A 25202-nucleotide genomic window follows, 5' to 3' on the forward strand; every position below is an offset into this window, starting at 1 on the left:
GGCATCTCCTCGGCCCGGTGCAGCCGGCGGATCTCAGTCCAGTCCTCCACCTGAGTCACCCTCTCCTCCTGACCCTCGATGAAAGTCAGGATCATCAGGAGATCGCGAGGTAGGTCACCGTTCATCCGCCGATCAGCGGTCAGTTTTCACCCGTCGCTGAGAGTCTCAACGCAATTGGCAGTACTAGGCATTCGTGCCAGCGGGCCCCGCCACCCCTGGCCAGGGGAGCACCACGGCCCCCGCTGTCCCAGCCCCGTCGGAGCTCCCGGTCACGTCAGTGTTCCCAGCCTTATCAGCATTCCCAGCGCCAGCCGAGTCCGAGGCGTGGCGGATGAATTCCTCCCGGCGCTCGACGGCCAATTCCACCAGACGTACGGCGAGTGGCCCGGTGGCGTCCCAGTCCAACCCCAGCTGCTCCTCCAGCACCTGTCGCAGCTCCTTGCGCAACCGGTTCCGCGCCGTCGGCTGTCTGCCGAAGTGCGGGGACCGGGCTTCGGACACGATCTGGGACGTGACAGCCATGGCAGCGTCCCGCACTGCCACCCGAGCCGTGCCGTCCGGCTGTCGTTGTCCGGAGACAGCATGCTTCAGTAGCACGAGCACCCGCTGTACGGGTGTGAGCGCCAAGACGGACGTCGCTTGGGTGTGGTCGCGTTCCGCGGCCAGGATGTCCCGGGCCAGAACAAGCAGCGCTTCGGCCGTCCGTTTCGTACCGGACGCGTCGGCACCGACGTTGGCCACTCGCAGGATCGCCGCCAGTCGGTTCTCGAACCGCCGCTGTCGCAGCGGATTGGCCAGTGGCCGGTCCGTCAGCTGGGCCCACAAGGCGGCCAGAAGATAGGCGATCCGGGCTCGAGGGTCGGCGTTCGCGCTAACCCGCTCCAGGAAGTCCGGAGCCGTCATTCGCTCCGGCGGGACCAGATAACGCGTACGCGTCTCCTCAAGCCAGCGCTCGACCAGGTCGTCCACATGGGCCCCAGAGGCGCGTGGCACGAAGTACCGGGAGTCGGGGCGGTGGCGCTTCCATGCCACGTACTGCACAACGCCCAGCCATCCGGCGAATTCGGCATAGACTGGTTCCGCCTTCGCGGGCGGTGCCGAGTTGAGTGCGGTGAGAAACCGCCGGACCAGGCCGATGAATCGTGCATGCGTCAGCGGATCCGCGAGGGCGGCCAGGAGGTCTTCCCGCTGGGATTCAGTGCGCAGGGCGTCGATGCCGTATGAGGTGCCACGTACGGTTCCTTCCGCGGAGCCATGAGAGTTGAGGAATTCCCGAATCTCGCGGTGCACGCGCCACAGCGTCTCGGCCACCGCCTGCTCACGGTCCTTGCACAGGTCCCGGTACGGGGCCTCTTCGAAGCCCAGGACATCACGCAGGTGGTCGGCATCATAGCGGGCGAACGCTCGCTCCAGGCCCGGTATCGCGTCCGCATGGTCGACGACGCGGTGTATCGGGTCTCCTGGGCGCCGGGCACGCATGATCTGCCACAGCGCGGCGGCCGAGATGCCACGGTCGAGGAACACCAGGTGCCCGTTCCAACTGTTGTCCACCTCTTCTAGCCTGGACCGGACCACGGTGAAAACGGTCAGGGCGCGGGCGTTGCGGGTCGGGGCGCCGGACGTTGGCTCGTGCGACCCGGCGGCGGAGCTGGTACGCGGCGTCGCCGCATCATGCGGGTCCGCTCCCCAGGAGGGGTCCGGCTGACGCTCGGCGACCGCCTCGGCCAGACCGATGGGGTCGGACCCCCACCTGCGGCGTTCGGCCCAGCGCTGCCACTCCGGTGGGTCCATCGCATTTACGGTGATGGACGCGCGCGGGTCGATCCTGGCCAGCACATGGCGATGGGCCCACAGGCCGAGCATGGCTCGTTGCTCTTCGGTGGCGTAGTCCTCCGCGGCGGGGTCGCTCAGCAGGTCGGGGTCCAGGTCGTCTATCTCCACCAGCAGCTGGTCGCGGGCGTCGCGCAGCGCGGCGCAATACCGGTCTGCGTCCGCCCGAGAGGAGGCAACGACCTGCGCGGCGACGCCGTGTCGCAGCCCAGTAAAAGCCCAGTACCGGAACATTCGGGCGGCCCTGGTCGACAGATCTTCGCCACCCGCGCCGGACATTTGGTCCGGTGCACTGGCCATAAGGTCTCCGGCTTCCGCCTTGCCGTAGTCCAAGGCCGAGGCCGGCTCGTACAGCACGGGCGTCAGCACACCGTCGGTCAGGGCGTCCCGGGCGGTGTAGACGTCGACGAGCCCGCCAAAGAGGTGCATGGCGACGGCCTGCGACCGCCTGTCGGCCGGGGTGTCCGCAAAGCCGATGAAGGCCGCGTTGGGCAGCAGCTCGCGTAGCCGGGCATGTTGAGCGGTGACACGGTTCGCTTCATCGACGATCACCAGGATGTTGCTCTGGGTGTTCACGGTGACGGGCGGTGCCGTCTCCTCGGGCCCCGGATACGGATCGCCGGTCAAAGTTCGCACGGCGGCGAGCTTCTGTGTGGTCAGCGTGATCACGTCCGGGGTGCCGAGGGCAAGGGCGCGAGTGGTCGACCACGCCTGAGGCCGGATGACCCTGACCTCATCCATTTTCAGAGCATTGATGAGCTGCCACTCCCGCTCCCGGCGGTGCGTGACCACAACGATCATGTGATCGGCGAGCTGCGCATGCGTCCGTAGCCGACGGATGAGGAACCCCAGGGTCTGTTCCGTCCCAGAGTCCTCGAAGTTCCAGACCAGACCGGCCCGTGAGGCGGTGGCGTCGTCTGCCGGGGCACCTAGCCGGTCGGTGAGGATGTCGGTCACCCGGTGCACGGCGCGGTACTGCGGATAGCGCGCCACGGTCTTGACCGCTGTCCGGTCCTCGTCCGCGAACGCCCCCCACTCTTCTTCATGGAAGAAGTTCCGTACTAGGCCGAGCAGATGGGACGGGCGGAGCACACCGGCGGTCAGTGCTTCCCAGGACTGCAGCGGACGCTCGACGACACAGCCAAGTTCGGCGCGTACCTGCTCCTCGGTCGCCGGGACCACGGTACGCCAGGCCGCGAACTCCCGTGCCGAAGAAGTGATGGTGCCCAGTCGGGCGTCCGTCCCATCCATGACCACCAGCAGCTGAGCACACCGGGCCAGTCCGGGCCGCGCCGGTACGGATCCGCGGCCGACCCCGGCGAGGTCCAAGATCCGGTGGATGAGGTAGTCGACGACGCCCGGCATATCCGGTTCATGGACAATGACGACCCAGGGCAGCCCGTTCACCCGGAGGACCAGGTCCAGTGCCGCCGTACCGTCGATGCCGCGCTCGGCAGCCAGCCGGAAGTCATTGTTGCCCGGCGTGGGGTCCTCCCAGTCGACCAGGCGCACAAGCCCTGGTAGTCCGTCATGCCAGTCGGGCAGGTTCTGGGCGGGTATTCCGGTGCGAAGCAGCCGGGACAGCCGGATGTTGGCTACCTCGACCCGTTCCGGCCGTCCGGCACCGCCCACCGCTGCCCACACTGCCTCAAGCTGAGTATCAGTCAGCCAGCATGTACCGTCCGCGCCCGGGTTGAGCCGGTCGACCGCCGCCAGTAAGCACTCCCGACACGGCCCGAACCCCTCGTCGTCGCCGGGACATTCGTGCCGGGTCCAGCCCATGGCGGTGAGGAGCCCGACCAGCGGCTGACTGCCGCGCGCTCGCTTTCGTCGCGCCAACCCCCGCCCCCAACGACTCGGCCCGCTCCCCATGCTCACCGGGAGGAGGGGGACAGCGGAACACTACCTAACCGGAGCGGATCACGCCGATCCACGAGCATGCCCCATGCCCCTAAGACGTCATCTCATTTGGCGTCTGAGGCACTCGAAGCGAGTAGAGCGAGCCGGTGCAGCCGTTGGTAGTACTGGCGGCCGGATGGGGCGCTGATCTGCGGAATGACTCGAGCCAGGTCCTCAAGGCGGGTCTGCAGGATGCGTCTGCGCTCCGGATCGAGGGCGCCGCCGTTGTTGAGCCACGTGCAGACGCAGCCTGCGGTATCCGCGTCGAGCATCACCATGTCGATGCCTTCGAACTCGACACCTCGCAGGCCGGCGGGGAAGCCGGCGTCGAGGTGCTCCTGCCACAGTCGGGCCGCGTCCCGTATCTGCTCGGATCTGGTCACCGGGCCATCATCCTGCACACGGCCGTGTCCTCGGTGCAGGTCAAGCGGTTCATGCGGCGGTAGCAGATGAGGGTGCAGGCGATGCTGGTGAAGGCGAGGAAGTGTTCGGCCTTGCGCTCGTAGCGGCGGTGGAGCCGGCGGCAGCCGGCGAGCCAGGCCATGGTGCATTCGATGGTCCAGCGGTGCCGGCCCAGCCGCTGCGAGGTCTCGATGCCCTTGCGGGCGATGCGGTGCCCGATGCCCCGCTGGGGCAGCCATCGCCGCAGGTGGGCGTAGTCGTAGCCCTTGTCCGCGTGGAGCTTGCCGGGCCTGCGTCGGCGCGGCCCGCGGCGGGAGCGGATCGGGGGTATGCCCTGCACCAGCGGGATCAGGGCCTGGCTGTCGTGGGTGTTGGCGCCGGAGATGCCGACGGACAGGGGCAGACCGGTCCGCTCGGTGATCAGATGGATCTTCGAGCCGTACTTGCCCCGGTCGACAGGATTCGGACCGGTCAGGTCCCCCTTTTCATCGCCCGCAGGTTCACCGAGTCGATCGCGCAGCGGGTCCAGTCCAGTTCACCGCGGGCACCGAGTTCGTCGAGGACCAGGCGGTGCAGCTTGGCCCACACCCGGGCCTTCGTCCACTCGGTGAACCGCCGGTGCGCGGTGGCCCCGGACGGTCCGAACGACGCAGACGGCAGTTGCTGCCAGGTACAGCCGGAGGTGGCCACGAAGATGATCGCGGCCAGCACCTCCCGGTCGCCGTGTCGGCGGCGGCCGCCGCCCTGCGGCCGGGTCGGGGCGGGCGGTACCACCCGCTGGAACAGCTCCCACAACTCGTCCGGCACCAACCGCTCAACAATCCCTGCCACGGCCAAGAGCCTACCCAGCCAAATGAGGTAACTTCTAAGACGTTTCGCCAAACAGGTTTCCCAGCACACCGCGCTGCGTCACCCGCAGCTTCGCCAACTCGTTCCGCAATGCCGCCGCGCGCCGCTCGAAAGCGGCGTGCGCGGTCACGACTCGAGCCTGTTCGGCCAGGGGCGGCAGCGGAATCGGGATCTCCTCCACCGCCGCAGGACTGATCACCGCCATGCCGCTGCTACTGCGCACACTGGCGCGTACCCACTGGCGCACCGGCTCCGAACGCAGTATGACCTCCAGGTACTCCGGCAAGCACTTCCTCGCATCGGGTCGGAGCCGCGTCATCAAGTGTGGATAGATACAGGGCTGTCCGACATCACGATATCGCCCGGCCATACCCACTAGATCACTGCTACCGGCCAGCGCCACCAGCACGTCCCCCTCCGTTAGCCGAAAGCGCCGGGTATAGGCATCATCCGGGGCTCGCCTCAACTGGCGTGGAACGAAGCCCTCCGCGGTGATACACCCCAGCTCGAGCGCTAGTACACCCGTCCGCTCCGGAACCTCTGGGCCGACATAGCCGCGGCTCGGCCGCTGCCCCAGCACACTGCCCAGCGGAACGGTCGGACAGCCGGAGTCGAACACTTCACCGCGCATGACCGGGCCCGTCAGCAATTCGGCGAGTTCCCTATCGGCTCCTTCGCTCTCCTTCTTCGCGTCCGCGAGCGAGACCGCGTACTTGTGCGCCCAGGTCCGGAACGCCGCGACCAGCTCCGACCGTCCCGCTGTAACCGCCGCGTCCAGTCGGTCGGCCAGGTCCCGGCCCAATACCGCGAGCACCACCTCGTCCGCTGTGCCTCCCGCAAGAGCCTGCTCGGCCGTCGCTCGCAGCTCGGGCAGAAACCGCTTGTCGAGCTCCCTGCGCCGCTTCGCAGCCGCCGCGCGCTCCTTCTTCCGCTTGCCCGCATCGGCGCCCGCCCCCGTGGCGTCATCAACTGTGTCCTGCGGCGTCCGGTACGCTGCGTCCGCCACCGCTAGGGCTGTGTCCGCCATGCCTACCTCCGCCAGGAATGCCGGGATCAGCTGCCGTACCACCGGGTGTTCCATGGCTTGGCGGCGCTCCGCGGTCGTGGCGGCGCTGGCCCTGCCGCCCGCACCGTCCCCCACCGCCATCGGCTCGACGATCTCCTCGACGGAATCGACCCAGCCCTGGAGTACGCGCGCGAAGCCGCCTGCCGCGAGCACCTTCAAGTCGTACTGGTTGGACGTCCACCACTCGGCGATGATGCCGCGCGGGGTGAACTCATCCAGCACCCCGATCTCGCCCACCGAAGCGGTGAAGTGGTCCATGAGCGAGCCACGGAGCCTCATCAGACCGCTCCGGCCTGGTAGTTCGACGAACGTGGGGGTGAGCTGCTGCCACCAGCGATGGTACGCCTCGCGCAGCACTCGCTCGCGTGCCGCCGTCAGTTTCGGGATGCGCGAGGCCGTCGCTTTCGCCCCCTCCGGGAGGAAGTCGTAGTAGTCCGGGTCGTCCGCGCGCTCGGCGAACAGCGTCCCGAGGTCGTCGACGCCGTACCTGCGGAAGCGATCGGCTGCCGACGACACCTCTGCTTTCGGCACCCCGCCGTGCAGATGCGCTCGTACGTCCTGCGGCTCCGCCGGCGACGCGTTGTCCACCCAGCGACCGACGTTCAGGTTGGCGTCGGCCTCCAGCAGCTCGTCCACGCTCACCACATGCGAATAGCCGCCCTGCTCCCGATAACGGATGAAGGTGTCCACGATCCGCTCGGCGTTCGCCGGGCCGAGCTCGTTCCGGGCGCGTCCCACCACATATTCGCGGTCGGCGTTGATGAACAGCACCTTGCCCGCGCGCTCCGCGCTCTTGCCGCCCGGCGAGCGCAGGACCAGCACGCAGGCAGGGATACCGGTACCGTAGAAGAGGTTAGGCCCGAGGCCGATCACGGCCTCAATCACGTCGTTCCGCAACAAGCCTTCCCGAATGAGGCGGTCACCACCGCCCCGGAAGAGCACGCCTTGCGGCATGATCGTGGCAGCGATACCGCTCTCCTCCAGCACCGACACCATGTGCTGGACGAACATCAGCTCGGCCCGCTTACCACTGCCAGGGACCCAACCCCAGCGCATCCGCTCGCCATGTTCCCTGTCCGCCTTGGCAACCAGCTGGGGGTCGTAGTTGAGAGCGAACGGCGGGTTGGAGAGCACCTTGGTGAATTTCCGCAGCCGCTGGTGCTCGTCGAGGTGCTGCGGGTCGGCCAGAGTGTCCCCATGCTTCAGCTCGAATTCCCGGCTGCCGTGCAGCAGCATGTTCATGGTCGCCATGGACCAGCAGGTCCCGTTCGTGTCCTGGCCGTAGACCATGATTTGGCGGGGATCGCCGCCGTGACCCTCGACGTACTCCCGGGCTGCGATCAGCATGCCACCGGTCCCCGCGCAGGGATCGTGGACGGTGTCGCCAGGGCACGGGTCGACGAGCCGGACCATCATCTGGACCACCGAAAGCGGGGTGTAGAACTCACGGGTGCGCCGTCCCGCCGAGTCGGCCAACTCGCCAAGGAGGTACTCGCACGCCGTCCCGATCATGCCCGGGTACGCGAAGTCCTCGTTCCGCAACCGGTACAGCGAGAAGTGACGGATCAGGGAACGCAGATCGGTGTTGGAATGACCGCTGAAATCGAGGTGAGCGGCAATTCCAGTGAGGGTGTCGTTTGCGTCCTGGAGCGCCTTGAGCGCCACGTTGATTGTTTCGCCGACGTACTTCGTCAACTGCGAGAGCCCGGGTGCCGGGCCGTCGGGGTCCTCCGGATCATGATGCGGGCCGACCCACCAGCGGGCCCGGGGCGGCACATAGAGGTCAGGGTAGGAGTCCGGATCGTTGGCCCGGGCCAGGGCCTTGGTCGGATCCCCGGTGCGGGCCAGCGCCTCGTTGTGAACGTTCTCCCACTGTGGCTGGAACTCGTCAGAGCTGTGCTTCAGGAAGAGCATCCCGAAGATGTGGCCCATGTAGTCCGAGGCATCCATCCTGCCACGCAGGATGTCTGCGGCGGCGAGCAGATGCCGCTCCAGCTGGGGCAGGGTGATTGTGGCCACGTGCCGATTCCTTCGATCTCCGACGGCACCCGGGAGGGCGCAACTGGGGAAGCCTAGACCCCTGCCGGACAGAGAGGTCGGGGCATAGTCCACACAACTTCCCGGGGTCAGTACTGTTTGGTGTCATTTCCGATCCCAAGTGCCGTCAGCAGCCGCCAGACGTCGGTTGACGGGTCGCGCTTGAGCGGGTCGCAGCTATCGGCATGACCGGATTGCCGCGGGTACTCCCTTGAGACTTGGTCGACCCGCTTGGCCGAGCAGTCGCCATGCGTGCAGGAGTCGACCAGCTTGCGCGCGTTACGAACGGCGGTCGCCAGGCGTTCTTGCTTCATTAAGGACTGTCCCCGAGGGCCGTCGAGTCCCTTGCCACGCTCGCCGGACGCCTTGTCGTAATCCTGGAATCCCTTGGCGTCGGGGTGCCGGCGCAGCTGCTCCTTGACCTTGTCGTCGATGCCACCCTCCTGGCTGTGCCATGGTTTGAAGTGGAGCAGCAGCCACAGTTCGAAGGACGGGTGGGACAGCGCCGTCTGGACACCTTTTGCCCGGGCGACGCGGAACGCCTCGTAGATGTCGGCATCACGGTTGTCCGCCGCGTCCCGGTCGAACAGGGCCCACATCTCAGTGCCAGGACCACCAGCCTTGCTGATCACCTGATGCACGACCTGAGAGGGGCGCAGGCCATTGGAGTGGCCCGGATGGCAGTAGTACAGAAAGAACCCCGGTATGCCCACCTTCTCGTCGCCGTCGCCGAAGGTCTTGTTGAGCAGGTCGAGATAGGCAGGCTCTGTCTTGCTGCCCTCGGTAGCGACATAGACGACTCGTTGCGACTTGTCGCCGTACGACCCCACGGGCCTACGAACCTCGGGCGGGGAAGCATCCGCGCCGCGGCGGCGACGTGCATGCCTGGTACCGCGATCCTGCTGCTTCTTACTCACGCGGTGGCCTTCCCCTCACCTTCCAGCAGAGCCAGCTTTCTGGCGAACTCACCCGCGCCGACCCGTGGGACGCCACCGTAGTGACCGTGCAAATACCGCCTTTCGAGATTGTCATCCTTGCGGACCTTGGCAGCGACTAGCGGATACAGGTCGCTCTGCCCGGTGTTCTTCTTGACCGTGATCCAGACCTGGTCGCGGTCAAGCGGGCGCTCCGCAACGGAGGGTCCCAGCAGGGTGGCGTCATGGGTGGTGAAGATCAGCTGTGCGATGCGCGGGTTGGCGTCCGGGTCCTGGAAGAGGCGTATCACCTCAGCCGCAAGCCGTGGGTGCAGGCTGGAGTCCAGCTCGTCGGCGAGCAGGGTGCCGCCCCGTTCGAGAATATTCAGCAGAGGGCCCAGGAAGGCAAACCAGGCGTGCGTGCCCAGTGACTCCTCCCGCCAGAAGTCCAGGGCCTGAGCCTCACCAGTGGGGGTACGGTGCAGCAGCTGCACCTCACCGGTGTCGGGGTCGGTTGTCAGTCCGGTGATACCGAGGTCCGCGGTGGCGAGCAGCCGGATCAGCCGCTCACGGAAATGGGCACTGGCAGTCTTTGCGGTTAGCTGTTCCCGGGTCCATTCGGTGCGCGCCGGTACGTCGTGCTGGGAGGTGACCAGCCACAGGTTGTTGAGGAACCAGCGGTGCACAGCGGCTAGCTGGGGGTGGTTCAAGGTCGCGCCCACGGTGAGGAACAGAGCGTTCGGCCTGGTCAGCTCCTTGATCTCGTCTTTGCGGCCGCGCAGGCCGGAGCCCGGAAACTTAAATTCTCCCCCTTCGTCCTCCGGTCGGCCGGTTTCCCGGTCGAACCAGATCTGGCGGCGTCCCGAGGGGTACGCGTGCAGCCATTCGGCCACGACGCACTCGTCGGAAACTTCGAAACCGTAGGTGTAGCGGGTCTTGTGGTCACGCGGCCCCAGCAACAGATCGACCTCGAAGAAGCTGGTCTCCTCGCGCGCCTCGGGGTCCAACGCGAACGGTTCGCGGGGCACTGTGTCGGGATGCTTGCCCCAGTCGGCGAAGGACTCCAGCACCGCACGGCGCATGAAACGCAGCGCCGCCAAAGCATTGGACTTGCCGGAGGCGTTGGCGCCGAAGACGCCGATAGCCGGAAGCACGGAAACGGGCTTGCCGTCAAGCCGCGCTTCGGTCTCACGGCCGGAACCGTCGTTGAACTCGGTGGCCACCAACGACAGCTCCTGGTCGGTACGGATCGACCGGTGATTGGCCACTCGGAAGCTGAGCAGCACGGCGAACCTCCCTGCAAGGCGATGCCTCGGATGCCGCCTTACGCTCTCTGATGCGGATTACCCGCATGAAACAGCATATGCCGCCGCCCAGGGAAGCGCCAGGGCTGGGTCAACCGGGCCAGTCGCATGCCGGGCCCGCCCAAACGCTGGGCTCAACAGAGCGGAGCCGGCCTGATCGACGACGTGCTGGAATGCATCGATGGACTCCAGCACGTCGCCCACACCGGTCGGGAGGCTGCCGACAGCGGCAATGCTCCAGTCAGCCCCAGACGAACGCTGCCTCAGATGCAGCCGGCGTGCCCACCCGCAGATCACCAAGCGCCCCAGCACCGGTTCCCGCCCATCGGGCACGTTCCGATTCACCGCCATCCGGACGCCCTCGTCCATGACAGCGACCTGCGACCTGCGGCGGTGCGCATGGATACCATGTATACCTGCACCGCGGCCTCCCAGCCCCGGCAGCTCCCCGGGTGAATCCTCCCCCGGACTCACCGGAAGGGGAGCCCCAACCCTCATCAGATAGGAGGGTCCGGCACGCGTGAGCGCTGCGTGAGCGGACGGCGCGGGACGAGCCGTCACACAGTGGACCTCCCCTCATGCCGCGAGGCGCTGATCAGGCAGAACAACACCACGCGGCATGCCCAGGCACCCCCGGCAAGGATTCGATCTCACTCCTCAAGCGGGTGTCGCAGGTTCGAATCCTGCCGGGGGCACACGACGAAGGGCTGGTTCGCAAGGCTTGATCCTCTGCAACCGGCCCTTCCGCGTGTCCGCTTCCGTGCCACGCACGTGCCACTACGGGCCCGGAGTCCACCTGGAGTCCACTCCCCCCTTGGGCGCGCGAGCCTCACCCCGGCTGTCGGAGCCCGGAGCCACCGTCCGGCCATGCCGCTGCCGCGCCCCGGCGAGGGGGTCGAAGGCCCGCACGACGCCGCATACCTTCCCCGGCCGGAGACGACCCTCCAACCGGCCGAGGAGCCCCTCACCGAGGCCGTCGCCAAGCTGGGTAGCGCCCCCGCGTGGCTGGACGAGCCCCGCTGGCCCGCGTACCCCAGGACGGGGGAGCCGCTGGACTTCGTCGGGCAGTTCCCGGTCCCCGCAGAGCCCGGCGAGGAGAGGCGGAGGGCCTACCTCTTGCTGTCCTGCGACGACTACGAGACCGGTGGCCTGGACGCGGAGGGCGGTGAGGCCGTCCTGCTCGTCCAGCCCGGCGGCCGGAGCCCCGACTTCGCCGTCATCGGGCCGCCCGGGACGACGGGACGCGCGCTGTGGCGGTTCGGTCCCGACGAGGAGTTGGCGCCCGTCGGGTTCCGGATCGCGCTGAGGCCGGGGCCGGGCGAGGTGGAACGCGGACCGGAGAAGTACGGCACCGCCGGCAGCGGCGACTACCTCGGAGGCAGGCCCGCCCACCCCGACCGGGCCGGGGTCGGCTCACCAGGACGCCATGGACCGGCTGCGGGAGCTGGCCGAACGTCTCGAGGAGGAGCACGGCGCCGTGACGGACGACGAGCAGCAAGCAGCGCTGGACCGCATCGCCGCCATCGACGGCTGGCATGACGAGCAGCAGTCGCGTCCTGGTGCGGCCGCGTGAGCCGTCCCGCCCGAGCGAAGCTGCGTCGGCCGCGACAGCGCGTCTTCGTGTTCGACTCCGAGGCTCTCTCCAAGGCGGTTCAGGGCGATCGGGAGATGACCGCGCTGATCAAGACGGCTCCGCAGCTCGACATCCCGATCAACACCTCAGCCCTCACGACCTTGGAGGCATGGGACCCGCGCGAAGCGTCACGGCAGGCGCTGTGGAACTGGACGCTGTCCCGGATCCGCATCGTCCACACTGACGAGCAGGTGATTTCCCTGGCACGATACATGTTGAAGGCCGCCGGCCTGCACGGGCGCAAGTACGCCATCGACGCCGCCCTGGCAGCTGTGGCCGGGCGGGAAGCCGCGCAGGGAGCCGAAGCAGCCGTCTTCACCTCCGACACCGACGACATGAACCAGCTCCTTGCAGGCCACTCCGTGCGAATCGAGAAGGTCTGACGAGACGCCTGTGCCTCCCTCCGGCTGCCCGCCGACATCCGCCGAGCCGTCCACGCCTGCGCTGGACAGAGCAGCACCCACCGACACGTATTCAGCACACACGAGGACGGGAAGCACCGTGAACACGTGAGAACCGCGGAGGAGCGTTTTCCCTGCTCAGACCCCCTTCGAGTCGCGTTTCCGCAGGTCACAGCCCCATCCAGGGAAAACTCCTAAAGCGGGTGTCGCAGGTTCGAATCCTGCCGGGGGCACCAGCGCAAAGGCCACCTAGGAACGTTCCTAGGTGGCCTTTGACATCCACGACTGACATCAACGGGGGCTAGACGTGCCAGGTGTCACCAAGGCCCAGGCCCTTAAGCAGCTGAGAACACTCGCGCAGGCGCGCGCTCTCGGACGGCACGTCGGCTCCGACCGCCTCATCCAAGCCGCCGTCGACGCACTCCTGGCCGACGTCGACTCGCCGTCGCTTCCGCTCCTGGCCGGCCTCGGTCGCCGTGAGGAGCACTGTGCTCGGGAGCTGTTCGACCACGTGGAGGATGAGCTGGGGATCGGCTTCGAGGCTCCCGCGGACCCGACCGCCGCCAAGTGGGCCCTGGCCTACTGGCTGGCCGATCAGGTCGTGGACGGTTCTCTGGATCCGGCAGTTGGCGCCGATCTGATCTGGGCCGAAGTCGCGATGGACCTCGACTATCCCGAGGAACTGCGGCCGGTCGTCATGTGTGCCATCCGGTTGGCGGACTGGGACGAGAGCTGGGGCACCTCGCTGGAGCAGCTCAAGGAAGAAGCCCTTCGTGCGGCCCGCGAACTGGTCGAGCGCCGAGGCCCCGAGACCATCGCCTGCCACACCACGGAGCCCCGGAACCGACTACGGTCCGGGACTCCACGTCTTACACCGGCGTCAACGGCAGCGGTCAGCCGTGGTCGGGACGTCTCCTGAGAAGCCGGTCCATGTGGCTGATGAACCGCCCCGCGTTCGGCGTCAACAGAGTGAATCGTGACCACGGGTGCCGCTTACAGCTTCTCTTCCCACGGGTTGATCACCAGGGCCCCGGTCCGGGCCATGTGCTTGACGTTCCGGGTGGCTACGGTCCAGCCGTTGGCCAGGGCGGTGGCGGCGATCAGGGCATCCGGTGGGTCGATGCCCGCACCGGCGGCCTTGAGCGTCTTGTGGATCGCAAGGTAGGCGGCCGCTTCCGGCCCGCCGATCGACGCGACGCGGTCGTGGTATTCGTGCCGTACCGCGGCGAGCGCTCGGGCGTAGCGGGCCTGCCGTACGGGATCCGGAGTGGCGGCCACCCCTGCCTCGATCTCGGCAACGGTGATCACGCTCAGAAAGCGATTGGGCCTGGCCGTGGACCGGAACCAGGCCATGACGCGTGGGTCAGGCCTCGCCCGGGTGGTGAGTTCGGCTACGACGTTGGTGTCGAGCAGGTAGATCACTCAGTGTCCGCATGTTCGTCGTAGGAGCGGGCGCCGAAGTCCAGCCCCTCGAAGGGAGCGGAGAGCAGGAACTCCTCGAAGCCGTCGTTGCTCAGCGTCACCCAGCGGTGGAGCATCTCGGGCAGCGCCTCGATCTCCGTATCGGTGAGTTCCGTGTCGAAGTGCCGACGCTGGTCCTCGGGGAGGGACTCCCGGATGTCACGGATGGTCCGCAGCGGATGCGACGACGACTGGGACGGCGGGTGGGGCCCACCGCTGGGAGCTGTGGTCATCGGCATCCCCTCCGCAACTGGTCGGGTGGCGTAGCACTGTCGCCCCCAGGCTACGGGTTTCCGCCCGCCCGCTCACAGCTTTGCGCCCGGAGCCGGCCTCCGTCCAAGCGCCCCAAGGCGTGATAGTCCTCGGTCCCACCGCGTGGAACGTGTCAGGTGAGGAGTTCCACGACGGCGGACGCGTCCACCACGGTCACGCCTCGCCCTCCCCCTGCTCCTCACGGATGTCGCGCAGTGCGGCAAGGATGCTCTCCGAAGTCACGGTGCTCCCTCCCAGAGCGGCGAGGCGTTCGGACACCTCCACCACGTCCTCGCTGCCTTCGGGGGGCGCATCGGCGAGGTGGGCGAGGGCGGACACGGGGGCGATGACGGCCCATGGCTTCCCGTAGCGGGTGAGGATCGTCGGGCGTCCGGTGTAGTGGGCCAGGTTCGCGAGTTTGGGCAGATCGGCGCGGGCCTCGGCCAGAGGGACGAGGGGGATGCGACCAGCCTCCCAGGGTGAAGCAGTCATGTACACACTGCACAACACCGGGAGGTACGCGCGTCGCCCAGCGCCTTCCTCCACGCACTGCCAACGGTGCTCACCGGGTTGTTCCCCGCCGGGGAGGGGGGTCCACTGCGCACGCCGGAACCGCGACCGCACGGGGTGCGTCCCCGGCGGTGGCCGTGGCGTCGCCGGTGCGCCGCGTGGGAGGACGCGGCGTTCGGGGGCCTCGGCTTCCGGATCGTCCTGGGGAGGGAGAGGGGATGGGTGCGGACGAGGACGACGGGGAGGACGACACGTCTGTGGAGCGGGGCGAGGGGCTGACGGGATTGGTCCTCGCGGTGCTCGCCGGTGTGCTGGCCACCGTGTGGTGGGGGTTCACCGGGTTGGGCACCGAGAATTTCGGGAGCGACTGCGCCTTCCACTTCGGTGAGAGCGGTCCGCGCGTCGAGCACTGCCACGAGGTGAACGACCGGGCGGGGGCGTGGCTTCCGCTGCTGGTGCTCGGCGCCTGGGTCTGCGCGGCGGCGGGGATCGTTCCCCGGTTGCGGTACGCGGTCTCCGTGTGCGCCGTGGCGTTTCTGACCCTGGCGGTGATGCTCGGGGTCCACGCCATGGCCGTCTCCTCGCCGTAGAGGCACGGGCGGGGCGGTGCCTAGCTCGGGGACACGCGCTCAGGGGCGCGGCTCGCCGTACCAGCGCCAGGTGGCCGGGCGGGGCGGCCGGGCAGGTCGGCGTAGACGGCGTACGAGAAGAGGTCGTCGGCGAGGTGCTCGACGGTCTCCCAGCAGTCCCACTCCAGGGTCCCGGCCATGCGTCCCCAGCCGTCCGCGGGCGCCGGGCGGAGGGCGTCCACGGCCCGGCGCACGGTGAGTTGGAGGTCGTCGGCGGTGACGGGGGACGAGGCGGGGCGGGGCGGGCCGGGTTCGGCGGGCGGTGGCACGGCGGGCACCGTACAGCGGCCGGAGGGGGCCGCTCCAGCGGATAACGCGGCCGTACGGCAGGCCTGTTGGGGGTGGACGTCCCCCGGTCGGCGGGCCGGGGGACGTCCCCCGGGGTCAGCTGTCGACCGTGTCCCGGACCTGGCCGTAGACCGTGGCGTCGCTCAGCAGCCCGGAGTGCGACAGGCAGGCGGTCCTGGTGTTGACCGCGCCCGAGAGGGCGACGCTGCTGTCGGGGTTGATGACGCTGTCGCAGGGCGACCACCAGGTGACGTAGCGCGCCGAACCGGGTGTCTCGTCGCCGGAGTTGAGCGAGTTCAGGAAGTTCGAGCCGATGCGCATCTCGGTGCAGGAGGTCTGGAAGCACCAGTTGGCCATGTCGGTGCCGTGGTTGGGGCCGCCGAGGGAGACCCAGGCGTCGATCTTCGCCGCGCCGCCGAGGTTCTTGGCGTAGTGGCGCGAGGAGAGGCCGCCCATGGAGTGGGTGATCACATCGACCTTGCTCGCCCCGGTGGCGGCGAGCAGGCGGTCGACCTCGGTGGCGAGTTGCTGGGCGGTGGTGGCGTTGGACTGGCCGGTGTTGTACGTCCACTGCTTCAGGTGACTGGTGGGCCAGCCGTCGGCGCGGAAGCGGTCGGCCATGGTGTTCCACGTGGATCCGCTGCTGTTCCAGCCGTGGACGAAGAGGATCGGGTTGCTGCCGGGGCCGTAGGCGGAGGGGGACGCCTCGGCCGCCGCGGCCGGGGCCTGGAGGGTGAGTGCGAGCGCGGATGCCGCGGTTGCCGCGACGGCCAGTGACTTCTTCTTCACTGCGACCTCAAGTGGATGTGGAGGGAAGGGGGTTGGAGGCGGTTGCGCCGTGGGATCGTGGGGGGGATCGCAGGTTACTGACCGGTCACCGGCGCCGGGCAAGACCCGTGCACGCCATTCCTGTCGCGTACACGACTTCTCTACGACTCCGCGCCCACCGGCCCGCCGGCCCTCCTCGGCGCGCGCAGTACGCGCAGCACATGGCCGGGCGACATCAGCCGGGTGGGCGGCTGGAGCATGTGGGCCACCGACAGGAACGTCCGGCCCAGTACGGGGTCGGCGGAGGCCGCCGCGCGGTAGCGGGTGAGGTACCGGTCCAGCAGTCCGTCGGCCGGGCCGCGCCTGCCCTCCGCCTCGGGGAAGCGCAGGTCGCCGCCGGCGGCCAGCAGCCACGGGGTGTCGACGACCTTGGCCGCGGCGCGGAAGAAGCGCCGGGGCAGCCCGCCTGTGTCCCGGTCCCGGGCGAGGAGCGCGCGCAGCACGATCGCCTGCTGGGCCGCCGCCGTCATGCCCTGGCCGTAGGTGGGGTTGAAGCTGCACAGGGCGTCGCCGGTGACGAGGAAGCCGCCGAGGTGGCGGTCCAGCTTCTCGTAGTGGTGGCGCGCGCTGGCCGGATAGCGCATCCTCACCGGCTCGTTCAGCGGCTCGGCGGTGCGCAGCACCTCGGCCACGTCCGGTCCGGGCAGGGACTCGGCGTAGGCCAGCATGCCCGCCTCGTCGGCCGGGGGCTCCTCGCCCAGCAGGCCGAACAGGACGACCGCGAATCGGTCCTCCCGCTCGGAGACGATGGCCCCGCCGCGCGGCAACCCGGGGAAGGGCACCAGCGCGACGCCGCTGCGGCCGCCGATGTGGTGGGGTTCGCGCCGGAAGTGACGGGTGACGTAGACGACGTCGGCGCGTACCCGCGTCTGCCTCGGCCTGGGGTAACCCAGTTCCTCGAGCCAGACCGGGGCCCGGGAGCCCCGGCCCGAGGCGTCGACGAGCAGGTCGGCGGGGATCGTCTCCTCTTCGGTCTCCTTGGTGTCCTTGGTGTCCTTGGCGCGCGGGCGCACCCGGATTCCGGTGACCCGGCCGCGGTCGGGCGTGGTGACCGGGCCCAGCACCTCCGTCCCCTCCCTGATCGTGACGCCGGGGAGCGCCGCGACGCGTGCGCGTACGTGGTGCTCGACCTGGGGCCGGCTCGCACCGTACGAGATCACCCCGGAGTGCGCCGGACGCAGGAGGTGGCCGTCGAGGTACCAGTGAGCCTCACCCTGGGTGTCCGCGCGGGTGGCCCCCGCCGCGAGCAGTTCCTCCAGGAAACCGGGGAACAACTCCTCCAGCGCCTGCGCGCCGCGGGCGAGCAGTACGTGGAGCTGCCGGCTCTGCGGTACGCCGCGGCGCGGGGCCGGTTCGGCGGGGAGCGTGTCCCGGTCGAGCACCGTCACCCGCTCGTAGGCGTCGGCGAGCGCGCGGGCCGCCGTCAGCCCCGCGAGGCCGGCGCCGATCACCACGGCGTGGGACCGGTCCGCCGCCCGGACGGGTCGGGGGATGGTGGCCATGGGTCGACTCCGTTCCGTACGGGGGCGGTTCGGCCCCCGGTCCGTGGGGCGGTGCGATGCGAGAGCAGCGACCTTGTGTATTCGTCCCGTTCCTTTCCGTGCCCAACCCCGCCCAACCCCGCCCGCGCGGTCGGCGTGAACGCGGGCGGGCGGGCGCGGGCGGGGCTGAGGGGGTACTCAGCCGCCGGTGAGCTGCCAGGCGCCGAGGGCCAGGCCGCCCACCGCGGCCAGGGCGGTGATGCTCGCCAGCGGCCACCGGGAACGCTCCAGCGCGTCCAGGCGCGCCTCGTGGTCGGCCAGTTGCCTGTCGTTCTGGTCGCTGCGCTGGACCATCAGCGCGAGCGCCCCGTCCACCCGGGCGAAGCCGGCCTCGACCGTGCCGCGCAGTCGCTCCAGTTCCACGGCGACGGCGACGGGGCTGTTCGGTTCGGTGTCCGTCATGCGCGCTCCCCTCCGCCGTCCGCCGCCGAAGGACCCTCAGGGGAGGTGCGCAGCCAGGCCGGCAGCAGGGCCTGCACTCCGGGCACGGCCATCAGCCGCGCGAGCCCGCCGGCGGCGGCCAGGGCTCCCGCCACCCAGGGCAGCGTGCGCGGGATCCCGGCCGCGTCCACGGCGGCGGGGAGGACGACGGCCAGTCCGACGGCGGTCTGCACGACGGTGCGCAGGGCGCGTTTGGCCTCTTGTGACATGGTGTTTCCTTTCCTGCACGTCCTCCGCGCGACCCGCACGGGAAGTCCATGCGGGTCGCGGCGCGGGATCGACGCGGTGACGGTGACCGCGGTGACGGTGACCGCGGCGCCGACGGCGGTGTGTTCAGGACACCCGGGGGACCCGCAGCGCCCGCCACGACGTCCGGCCCGGCCAGCCGTCGGCGTCCGAGCCGGTGAAGCCGAGCCTGCGCTGCCACCTGGCGTACGAGCGCCGGTCCGCGTCCGTCCACTGCGGTCCGGGGCCGACCGCGTACTGCGAGCAGCCCTCGGCCACCAGGCGCCGTCCCATCGCGGTGACGATCGGCGAGCGGGGCCGGGCGCGGAACCACCGCGCTCCCGGGAACGGCTGGTGGACGGGGGTGGTGCCGGGGGCTCGGTCCGCTCCGCCGCCTGTGGCGGGCGGGGCCGCGGCCAGGAGGCGGGCGATGCGCGAGCGCATCCGGTCCATGGAGAAACCGCGGGGGTCGATCTTGGTGCGGGTCCACTCCTTGTGGGCGATCACGGAGCGCTCGTTCCAGCCGTGGGCGCGGCACAGTGCGGCCGCCGCCCGCGCGATGGCCTCCAGTTGCTCCTCGGGCCAGGGGTCCTTCCCGTCGCCGAGGTTGACCGCCTCGAAGCCGTAGAAGCGGGCGTTGCCGTCGGTGTCGTCCCTCTGCGGACGCGGGGCGGCGGTCTCGGCGATGACGGAGCGCAGGACGCGGCCGTCGCCGAGCCCGGCGTGGTTGGCGCGGCCGCCGCCCACCAGGTGGACGGTGCCGGCCTTGTCGATCACTCCGTGGCACAGCGGGCCGGGCAGGCCCGCGTAGCCGTCGTAGCACAGGTCGACGGTGGCGGCGGTGCCGCGGGTGACGGTGTGGTGGATCATCACCCCGTTCACCGGTCCCCAGGCGCCCTTGTGGTTGCGGTGGTGGCGCCGCCAGTCGCGGTGCTCGGTGGTGTGCAGGTCCTCGTCGCGCAGGGCGGCGAGCAGCCGGCCGGGGGTCAGCGGTACTGCCATGGGCACCTCCGGTACGGAAAGGAGCCCCGCGCCGGGCGGCGCGGGGCTCGGGCGGACGGTCGGGGCGGACTGGGCGGACGGTCGGACGAGTGGTCGGGCGGGCGGTCGGGACGGGTGCTCAGGACAGGGCCGCCCAGATCGCGTTGGAGTCGGCGACCACACTGGTCGGGTTGAACGAAGTGGGCAGCGAGGTCTGCCCAGTGCTCGACAGCCGCCCGTGCCGGATGAACGCGCCGGGCATCCGGGCGCTGCCGGCCGGGGCGTTGCCGATGCTGGCTCCGCGGGCGAAGGCGGGCCCGTCGTTCTTGTCGGCCGGGCCGTTGACCAGCAGGGCGATCCAGTAGTTGCCGGGCTGTGCGGCGTAGGGGGCGCCGAGCGGGATGACGATCGTGCGCCCCTCATTGGCCGGGATCACCTGGGACAGCGGCGCGGTGACCCCCACCCGCTGCCCGGCGCCGGTGTACAGGCCGGCCCAGGAGTTGGCGCCGAGTGTGCCGCCGACGTATCCGGGGGTGTAGAACACCACGTTGGAGACGGTGTGCGGGGCGTGCAGCGGGATGCCGATGAGGTACAGCCAGCCGTTGATGCAGTACTGGGCCGAGGTCGCCGCGGTGGCGGCCGGGTCGAAGGACCAGCCGGCGAAGCCCATGGCGGCCGGTGACCAGGTGCCGGCCGCCGAGACCGCGTCGACGTAGGAGCGGCGGGCGAGCTGGTCTCCGGTGGCCGGGTCGGCGGGGACCGAGGGCGGGACGGTGAACGTCTTGGCGCCGCCGACCGTCTGGCCGCCGTCCAGCAGGACGGCCCGTCCGGCGGGCACGGCCGAGACGTCGCCCGCGCTCAGTTCCACCGTGCCGGTGCGGCCGTTGACGGAGAGCACCGGCGCGTCGTCGGCGGCCAGGTAGCGTCCGTCGGCGGTGGCCTGGTCCAGCGCCCCGACGTCGGCGGCCGTCAGCACCACCTCGCCGGTCAGCCCGTTGACGGAGGCGACCGCGCCGCCGGTGCCGGCCGGAAGCTGACCGGAGGGCACCAGCCCCTGGGCGTCCAGTGTGGCGACGCCGCCGGGGGCGCCCGCCGAGGCAGCCGGCACGGCGGCCACGTCGGCGGCGTCCAGGACGATGTCGGCCTCGGTGCGGCCGTTGACCGACCGTACGGCGCCCGGCTCTCCGGGCGGTCCGGCCGGGCCCGGTTCGCCGGGCGGGCCGGCCGGGCCGGGGACGGCGACGTAGTCGGGGGTGGCGGGGTCCACCGGGGCGACGTCGGCCAGGTCCACCTGCTGCTCGGCGGCGGGCAGCACGATCTGGTAGCTGCGCTTGCGGCCCACCCCGGAGAGCTGTTCGGTGACGGTGTAGGTCCACCGCGCCGGGTTCCAGCCCTCTGCGTCGGTGGCGGGCAGGACGGTGCTGATGCGGCCCTCGGCGTCCAGGGCGGCCACGGTCGGCCCGCCGAGGATGACGTCGGTGGCGGCGTGGGTGAGCAGTGCGGGCGGCCGGAACTCGACGGTGCCGGTCATCGGCCGCCCGTCGGGGGTCAGGTACCGCGCGGTGACGGTGACGACGGGGATGGAATCGGGCAGCATGCGGATGTCTCCTTGCGTGTCGTTGCGGAACGCGGCGCGGGCGCGGCCGGGCGCGTGACCGGCGGCGGGTGCGGGGCGGGGCGGCGGATGCGTGCGGGCCGGGGCGGGGCGGCGGCCGGTCAGGACTGCACGCCGTACAAGGCCAGCGGGCGGCAGCGCACGGTGCCCCCGGCCGCCGCCCTGGCCTGCACCTCGAAGGTGACCGTCGCGCCGTAGTCGGCGCCGAGCACCTCGGTGAACTCCAGTCCGTCCGGCCCGCCCGCCGGACCCACCTGTTCGCCGTCGCACAGCAGCCGCACCTCGGCGCCCTCGGCGCCCTCCGCCGCGATGCGGCAGTGCAGTCTGGGGTGCTGGACGATTCCGGGGCCGCGGAAGAGGGGGGTCCAGGAGGTCGCAGCGGTGGACTCCCAGCGGCCGACCGCCACCGGCGCGGGCAGCGGGTAGGGCACGTAGGGGCGGGCCAGTCCGCGGCGCCGGGCGTCGTCGGCGACGACCACGTTGCCCTTGCGGTCGAGGATCTGCACCGGCTGGTCGGGCAGGGTGTCCGGGCTGCCGGTCCACACCGTCAGCGCCAGGGAGCCGTCGTCGCGGCGCACCACCAGGCCCTGCTGCGGCTCGCCGCCGACGCGGTCCGGCTGGACGCGGCCGAGGTAGAGCAGGTCCTCGCCGCCGGGGGTGCGCACCCGCAGCCGGCCGCCGTCGCCGATGACGACGTCGCCGCCGCTGATGCGGTTCATCGGCGGGCTGCTGTTGGCGCTGCCCATCAGGTCCCGCACCTGCCGCTCCAGCTCGCGCAGCCGGTCCAGCAGGTCGGTGGGGATGATCGCCACCTGTCAGGCTCCTTCCAGGTAGAGGGTCGCGGTCTCGGCCCTGGTGCGCTGCGGCGGGGTGACGGCCAGCCCGACGATCCGGTACCGGTCGTCGGCCCCCTCCGGGTGCCACAGGTCCCGGATGCGCAGCCGCAGCCGGGCGCCCAGCAGGGCGGGGGAGATCCGGCCGTCCATCAGCACGGTGATCTGCGGGATGGTCTCCGGGCGTCGGTGCCGGGCCAGTTCGGCACGGGCCAGGGAGTCCAGCACGGCCTGGTCGCGTACGGAGGTGTGGTCGGAGCTGGACTCCAGCCGCGGCCAGCCGCCCGCGATGTCGTCGGCGTCCACCCGCCGCGCGGCCAGCGGCACCGACTCCTGGGACTGGTCGGAGTTGGCCGACTCCCCTCTGGCGACCCATACGTTGGCCTGCACGGTGGCGTCCGAGGGCAGGCTGTAGGTGAGCACCGCGCCGGGGTGGTCCAGCACGATGTCGGCGTGCCCGGTGTGGATCCGGGGGTGGCCGAGCTGGAGCCGTTTGACGCGGCGGCCCTGTGCGTCGCGGTGGCAGTGCACGCGCCACTCGAAGCCGTCGTCCAGCCTGGCCAGCTTGTCGATCAGCTCCCGCACCCGGGCCAGGTCGGTGTAGGCGTGGGCGAAGTCCCGCCGCACCCCGGACACTTCACTCCCGTACCGCAGGCCGATGTCGCCGCCCGGTTGCGCCTGTACGTGGTCGATGAGCGCGCGGACGATGTCGAACTGGTCGGTGGCCGTGCCCACCACGTCGCCGGAGAGGATGCGGTGGTCGAGGTAGGAGTCGAAGGTGGCGGCCTGGAACTCGGCCTTCGTCCGGCCCTGTTCGTCGGACTGCGGGGTGCACGTCCACAGCACGCCGCCCCACCGCACGTCCCCGTCGCGCTCCAGCCAGACCGCGGTGCGGCCGGGCCGGAGCGCGGCGCGGGCCCGGCGGGCGAGCGCCTCGTCCGGCAGCGGGACGGTGGCGGTGAGCGAGCCGGGCTTGCCGATGTAGTCGTCGTACTTCGCCTCGGTCAGCGGCAGTACGTCCACCACGCGGTCGGTGCGCAGGTCGCAGAAGACGGCGCGGTGGACGGCGGTGCGCCCGCTCACTCGGCCGGCTCCGCGGACTCGTAGACGAGCGTTCCGGCGATCTGGGTGCCGGCCGACCAGTCCCACGGGGTGACCGCGTCCACCAGACCGCTGTGGGCGGCCACGGTGCCGTCGAGGTCGCCGGAGGAGACCTCCATCTCCAGGTGGTCGGCGGTGGTCAGGCGTATCCGGGCGATGCGCCGGGCCCGGGTGCCGTCCTGGAGTCCGGCGAAGCCGGTCGCCTGGCTGGCTCCGGCCGCCCGGACGGGCAGCGAGAAGCGCCAGTTGTCGCCCGTCCCCCCGGTGCCGAAGACGGTGGTGGAGCCGAAGTAGACGTTGAAGGAGGCGTGCACCAGGGTGCCGGTGTGCACATAGCGGCACTCGACGGCGGCGTTGCCGAACGAGGGGGTGCCGGCGCCGGTGCTGGTGGTCCAGCGCGGTGTCCACTCCCGCCACCTGGGGGTGGGCGGGTAGGGCTGCCAGGCGGTGCCGTCCCAGCGCTGGAGGCCGCCGGCCCCGACGTCCCGGTACTGGCCGGGGTAGCTGCCGGGGATGTCCCTGGGCCAGTCCTCGGGCACGATGCCGCCGACGGCGACGGTGGCGCGGCGCAGGTCGCCGACGGCCGAGTTCCAGTCGATGCCGCCGGTGCCCTCCGAGGCGCCCGCGGGCACCAGGACTGTGGCCAGGGCGAGTGCGGCGCGCGGGGTGGCGGGGGCCTGTGGGGTGGCGGCCGGGGCGCCCTGGACGATCTCCACGGCCGCCTCGGTGCGGCCGGAGGAGGTGTCCTGGGTCTCGTCGTACACCCGCAGCACCACCAGGTCGATCCGGGGGTTGTCGGGGTCGCCGTCGGCGAAGGTGACCGGGGTGTACTCGGTGAGGGCGACGGGGTAGGCGCCGGCGGACTTGTCGCCCTGGACGACGGCCCGGCCGGAGGCGACGGTGGCGGTCATGCCGGCGGACTGGCCGTAGACGTAGAGCCCGGACAGCGCCCACGCGCCGTCCGGGGAGCCGGGGATCACACCGTCGCGCGAGGCGAGCTGGCCGGCCGGGGTCATGGTGCCGGTCGGGGTCAGGCGGGTGTCGGCGCGGGACTGGCCGGCGCCGTCCTCGGTGCGGTTGAGCAGCCATGCGGTGCGCACGGGCATGGGGTTCCTCCTGTGGGCCGTGTGGATCGTGGTGGGTTGATGTGGTGCGGGCGCGGGTGCGGGTGCGGCGGCGGGCCGCCGGTCACCAGTGGGCGTCGCGCCAGCGCACGGTGGCGGTGGCGCCGGGGTCGGGGACGGTGTCGTCGGAGCGGAAGGCCAGCGGGGTGGCCCCGGGCTCCAGCAGGAACAGCTGCTCGGGCGCCGAGCGTGCGGTGGCGGTGTACAGCCGGGAGGCGGTCCCGTTGAGGACGACCGTCCCCGCCTGGGTGTCCACGGTCAGCACCTCGCCGGCGGCAAGGGTGATGCCGTAGCTCAGCCGCAGCCCGTCCGTCAGCCGGGTCAGCGACGGGCGGTGCGCCGGGCCGCGGAACTCGATCACCGGGTGCGCGGCCGTCTCCCCCGAGTTGTGGGCGGTCACGGTGCCGGTGGAGCCGGTGGTGCCCCAGTCCAGCGGCCAGACCAGGCCGGCCTCCGCCCCGGTGCCGGGTCCGGGCTCGGGGGCGCCTGGGGCCGTCCACGCCAGTCCGCTCTCCGGCTGCGGCAGGCGCAGTACGGCGCGCTGCTCGCGGACGCCGAAGCGGCGCGGGTCGGTGGCCACCCACTGCAGTTCGGCCCTGGCCGCGCCCTGCACCACGTAGCCGCGGTCCTGGGGCACGACGCGGCGGCTGACGCGGGCGCGGCAGGCCAGCGTCTCGCCGTGCAGCCGTACCGCCAGCCACCGCTCGCCGCCGTCGGGGACGGTGGCGGCGCGGAAGCCGCGCATCGTGCCGCGCGCCTGCCCGGCGGTGTCCGGCAGCAGCCAGACGGTCGCCGAGACGGTGCGCGGTTTGGCCCAGCGTGCGCCGGGCCAGGCGCCGTGGCGGTCGGGCAGGGCGACATCGCCGGTCTCCAGGTCCGGCAGGTCGTCCCAGCCGGTGATGCCCTTGGCGTCGATCTGGTAGGGGGTGCCGGGGCCGAAAAGAGCCCCGGCCCACTGGATCTGCCCGTCGTGGGTGATCAGTGAGCCGGGGGGAGTGTCCTGGCCGTTGTGGAGTTGTCCGGTGTCGATCACGTTCG

At 70.8% G+C, this 25202-nt stretch carries 24 protein-coding genes; 4 read left to right on the forward strand and 20 right to left on the reverse strand.

Translation table 11 applies throughout. The features are described from left to right. Positions 1-183: 183 nt before the first annotated feature. The 6 genes from BM237_RS00990 to BM237_RS01015 all read right to left on the reverse strand — a co-directional run bounded on the left by BM237_RS00990 (position 184) and on the right by BM237_RS01015 (position 10283). Entirely contained in the window at positions 184-3612 is a 3429-nt protein-coding gene (locus BM237_RS00990) for a type I restriction endonuclease (RefSeq protein WP_175540837.1), read from the reverse strand. 182 nt (positions 3613-3794) lie between these two features. After that, entirely contained in the window at positions 3795-4112 is a 318-nt protein-coding gene (locus BM237_RS00995) for a hypothetical protein (protein ID WP_093846740.1), read from the reverse strand. Further along, positions 4109-4953, reverse strand: a protein-coding gene (locus tag BM237_RS01000) for an IS5 family transposase (protein WP_093847340.1) whose coding sequence is annotated in 2 segments (ribosomal slippage) — positions 4109-4614 and positions 4614-4953 — 846 coding nt in all. Because the reading frame shifts where the segments join, the coding sequence is not laid out codon by codon here. The genes BM237_RS00995 and BM237_RS01000 overlap by 4 nt, the downstream gene beginning before the upstream one ends. A 43-nt stretch (positions 4954-4996) precedes the next feature. Next, complete coding sequence (locus BM237_RS01005; RefSeq protein ID WP_093846742.1) at positions 4997-8065, reverse strand: type I restriction-modification system subunit M; 3069 nt, start codon at positions 8063-8065, stop codon at positions 4997-4999. A gap of 107 nt (positions 8066-8172) precedes the next feature. Then, on the reverse strand, positions 8173-9000 hold the full coding sequence (locus BM237_RS01010; RefSeq protein ID WP_093846744.1) for an RloB family protein: 828 nt from the start codon (positions 8998-9000) through the stop codon (positions 8173-8175). Further along, the gene (locus BM237_RS01015) at positions 8997-10283 is read right to left on the reverse strand and encodes an AAA family ATPase (protein WP_093846746.1); all 1287 of its coding nucleotides are present in this window, start codon (positions 10281-10283) and stop codon (positions 8997-8999) included. The genes BM237_RS01010 and BM237_RS01015 overlap by 4 nt, the downstream gene beginning before the upstream one ends. Positions 10284-11168: 885 nt before the next feature. Between BM237_RS01015 and BM237_RS28905 the strand changes: the two genes are divergently transcribed. From BM237_RS28905 to BM237_RS01030, 3 genes are all read left to right on the forward strand, one after another. Continuing rightward, a complete protein-coding gene (locus BM237_RS28905) occupies positions 11169-11840 on the forward strand; it encodes a hypothetical protein (protein ID WP_139238041.1) in 672 nt (223 codons plus the stop codon). A gap of 81 nt (positions 11841-11921) precedes the next feature. Further along, complete coding sequence (locus BM237_RS01025) at positions 11922-12317, forward strand: hypothetical protein (RefSeq protein WP_245793335.1); 396 nt, start codon at positions 11922-11924, stop codon at positions 12315-12317. A 325-nt stretch (positions 12318-12642) separates the two neighbouring features. Next, positions 12643-13254 carry a hypothetical protein gene (locus tag BM237_RS01030; RefSeq protein WP_245793336.1) on the forward strand — a complete coding sequence of 204 codons (612 nt, stop codon included), beginning with the start codon at positions 12643-12645 and terminating at the stop codon, positions 13252-13254. A 74-nt stretch (positions 13255-13328) separates the two neighbouring features. Here BM237_RS01030 and BM237_RS01035 read toward each other — a convergent pair whose 3' ends face one another. The 3 genes from BM237_RS01035 to BM237_RS01045 all read right to left on the reverse strand — a co-directional run bounded on the left by BM237_RS01035 (position 13329) and on the right by BM237_RS01045 (position 14540). Then, on the reverse strand, positions 13329-13757 hold the full coding sequence (locus BM237_RS01035; protein WP_093846750.1) for a type II toxin-antitoxin system VapC family toxin: 429 nt from the start codon (positions 13755-13757) through the stop codon (positions 13329-13331). Then, a complete protein-coding gene (locus BM237_RS01040; protein ID WP_093846752.1) occupies positions 13754-14029 on the reverse strand; it encodes a hypothetical protein in 276 nt (91 codons plus the stop codon). Before BM237_RS01040 ends, BM237_RS01035 begins: the two co-directional genes overlap by 4 nt. A gap of 193 nt (positions 14030-14222) precedes the next feature. Next, a complete protein-coding gene (locus BM237_RS01045; RefSeq protein WP_139238042.1) occupies positions 14223-14540 on the reverse strand; it encodes a type II toxin-antitoxin system Phd/YefM family antitoxin in 318 nt (105 codons plus the stop codon). Positions 14541-14776: 236 nt separating this feature from the next. Between BM237_RS01045 and BM237_RS01050 the strand changes: the two genes are divergently transcribed. Then, positions 14777-15148: a hypothetical protein gene (locus BM237_RS01050; protein WP_093846756.1), complete on the forward strand. Its 372-nt coding sequence runs from the start codon at positions 14777-14779 to the stop codon at positions 15146-15148. Between the two features lie 20 nt (positions 15149-15168). Here the strand turns inward: BM237_RS01050 and BM237_RS01055 are convergent, their stop codons facing one another. The 11 genes from BM237_RS01055 to BM237_RS01105 all read right to left on the reverse strand — a co-directional run bounded on the left by BM237_RS01055 (position 15169) and on the right by BM237_RS01105 (position 25194). Next, a complete protein-coding gene (locus BM237_RS01055) occupies positions 15169-15456 on the reverse strand; it encodes a hypothetical protein (RefSeq protein ID WP_412719749.1) in 288 nt (95 codons plus the stop codon). A 115-nt stretch (positions 15457-15571) separates the two neighbouring features. Next, a complete protein-coding gene (locus BM237_RS01060) occupies positions 15572-16264 on the reverse strand; it encodes an esterase/lipase family protein (RefSeq protein ID WP_093846758.1) in 693 nt (230 codons plus the stop codon). Between the two features lie 140 nt (positions 16265-16404). Beyond that, the gene (locus BM237_RS01065) at positions 16405-17805 is read right to left on the reverse strand and encodes an FAD-dependent oxidoreductase (protein ID WP_093846760.1); all 1401 of its coding nucleotides are present in this window, start codon (positions 17803-17805) and stop codon (positions 16405-16407) included. Between the two features lie 177 nt (positions 17806-17982). Beyond that, positions 17983-18246: a hypothetical protein gene (locus tag BM237_RS01070; RefSeq protein WP_093846762.1), complete on the reverse strand. Its 264-nt coding sequence runs from the start codon at positions 18244-18246 to the stop codon at positions 17983-17985. Next, positions 18243-18494, reverse strand: a complete 252-nt coding sequence (locus BM237_RS01075; RefSeq protein WP_093846764.1) for a hypothetical protein — start codon at positions 18492-18494, stop codon at positions 18243-18245. Before BM237_RS01075 ends, BM237_RS01070 begins: the two co-directional genes overlap by 4 nt. A gap of 124 nt (positions 18495-18618) precedes the next feature. Continuing rightward, a complete protein-coding gene (locus tag BM237_RS01080; RefSeq protein WP_093846766.1) occupies positions 18619-19512 on the reverse strand; it encodes a peptidoglycan-binding protein in 894 nt (297 codons plus the stop codon). 118 nt (positions 19513-19630) lie between these two features. Then, positions 19631-21088 carry a phage tail protein gene (locus BM237_RS01085; RefSeq protein WP_093846768.1) on the reverse strand — a complete coding sequence of 486 codons (1458 nt, stop codon included), beginning with the start codon at positions 21086-21088 and terminating at the stop codon, positions 19631-19633. A 119-nt stretch (positions 21089-21207) separates the two neighbouring features. Then, positions 21208-21918: a hypothetical protein gene (locus tag BM237_RS01090; RefSeq protein ID WP_093846770.1), complete on the reverse strand. Its 711-nt coding sequence runs from the start codon at positions 21916-21918 to the stop codon at positions 21208-21210. A 3-nt stretch (positions 21919-21921) separates the two neighbouring features. Beyond that, positions 21922-23022: a hypothetical protein gene (locus tag BM237_RS01095; protein WP_093846772.1), complete on the reverse strand. Its 1101-nt coding sequence runs from the start codon at positions 23020-23022 to the stop codon at positions 21922-21924. Continuing rightward, complete coding sequence (locus BM237_RS01100; RefSeq protein WP_093846774.1) at positions 23019-24146, reverse strand: hypothetical protein; 1128 nt, start codon at positions 24144-24146, stop codon at positions 23019-23021. The genes BM237_RS01095 and BM237_RS01100 overlap by 4 nt, the downstream gene beginning before the upstream one ends. Positions 24147-24228: 82 nt before the next feature. Then, positions 24229-25194, reverse strand: a complete 966-nt coding sequence (locus tag BM237_RS01105; RefSeq protein WP_093847341.1) for a phage distal tail protein — start codon at positions 25192-25194, stop codon at positions 24229-24231. Between the last annotated feature and the right edge of the window lie 8 nt (positions 25195-25202).

This window comes from Streptomyces mangrovi, assembly GCF_900114215.1.
Classification (GTDB): Bacteria; Actinomycetota; Actinomycetes; order Streptomycetales; family Streptomycetaceae; genus Streptomyces; species Streptomyces barkulensis.

What these genes read in the sequence shown, in the direction of transcription:
- BM237_RS01050 (WP_093846756.1), top strand. Translation starts at nt 14,777, where the DNA reads ATGGGTGCGGACGAGGACGACGGGGAGGACGACACGTCTGTGGAGCGG.
- BM237_RS01085 (WP_093846768.1), bottom strand. Translation starts at nt 21,088, where the DNA reads ATGCTGCCCGATTCCATCCCCGTCGTCACCGTCACCGCGCGGTACCTG.
- BM237_RS01080 (WP_093846766.1), bottom strand. Translation starts at nt 19,512, where the DNA reads ATGGCAGTACCGCTGACCCCCGGCCGGCTGCTCGCCGCCCTGCGCGAC.
- BM237_RS28905 (WP_139238041.1), top strand. Translation starts at nt 11,169, where the DNA reads ATGCCGCTGCCGCGCCCCGGCGAGGGGGTCGAAGGCCCGCACGACGCC.
- BM237_RS01040 (WP_093846752.1), bottom strand. Translation starts at nt 14,029, where the DNA reads ATGACCACAGCTCCCAGCGGTGGGCCCCACCCGCCGTCCCAGTCGTCG.
- BM237_RS01100 (WP_093846774.1), bottom strand. Translation starts at nt 24,146, where the DNA reads ATGCCCGTGCGCACCGCATGGCTGCTCAACCGCACCGAGGACGGCGCC.
- BM237_RS01070 (WP_093846762.1), bottom strand. Translation starts at nt 18,246, where the DNA reads ATGACGGACACCGAACCGAACAGCCCCGTCGCCGTCGCCGTGGAACTG.
- BM237_RS01065 (WP_093846760.1), bottom strand. Translation starts at nt 17,805, where the DNA reads ATGGCCACCATCCCCCGACCCGTCCGGGCGGCGGACCGGTCCCACGCC.
- BM237_RS00990 (WP_175540837.1), bottom strand. Translation starts at nt 3,612, where the DNA reads ATGGGCTGGACCCGGCACGAATGTCCCGGCGACGACGAGGGGTTCGGG.
- BM237_RS01075 (WP_093846764.1), bottom strand. Translation starts at nt 18,494, where the DNA reads ATGTCACAAGAGGCCAAACGCGCCCTGCGCACCGTCGTGCAGACCGCC.
- BM237_RS01045 (WP_139238042.1), bottom strand. Translation starts at nt 14,540, where the DNA reads ATGACTGCTTCACCCTGGGAGGCTGGTCGCATCCCCCTCGTCCCTCTG.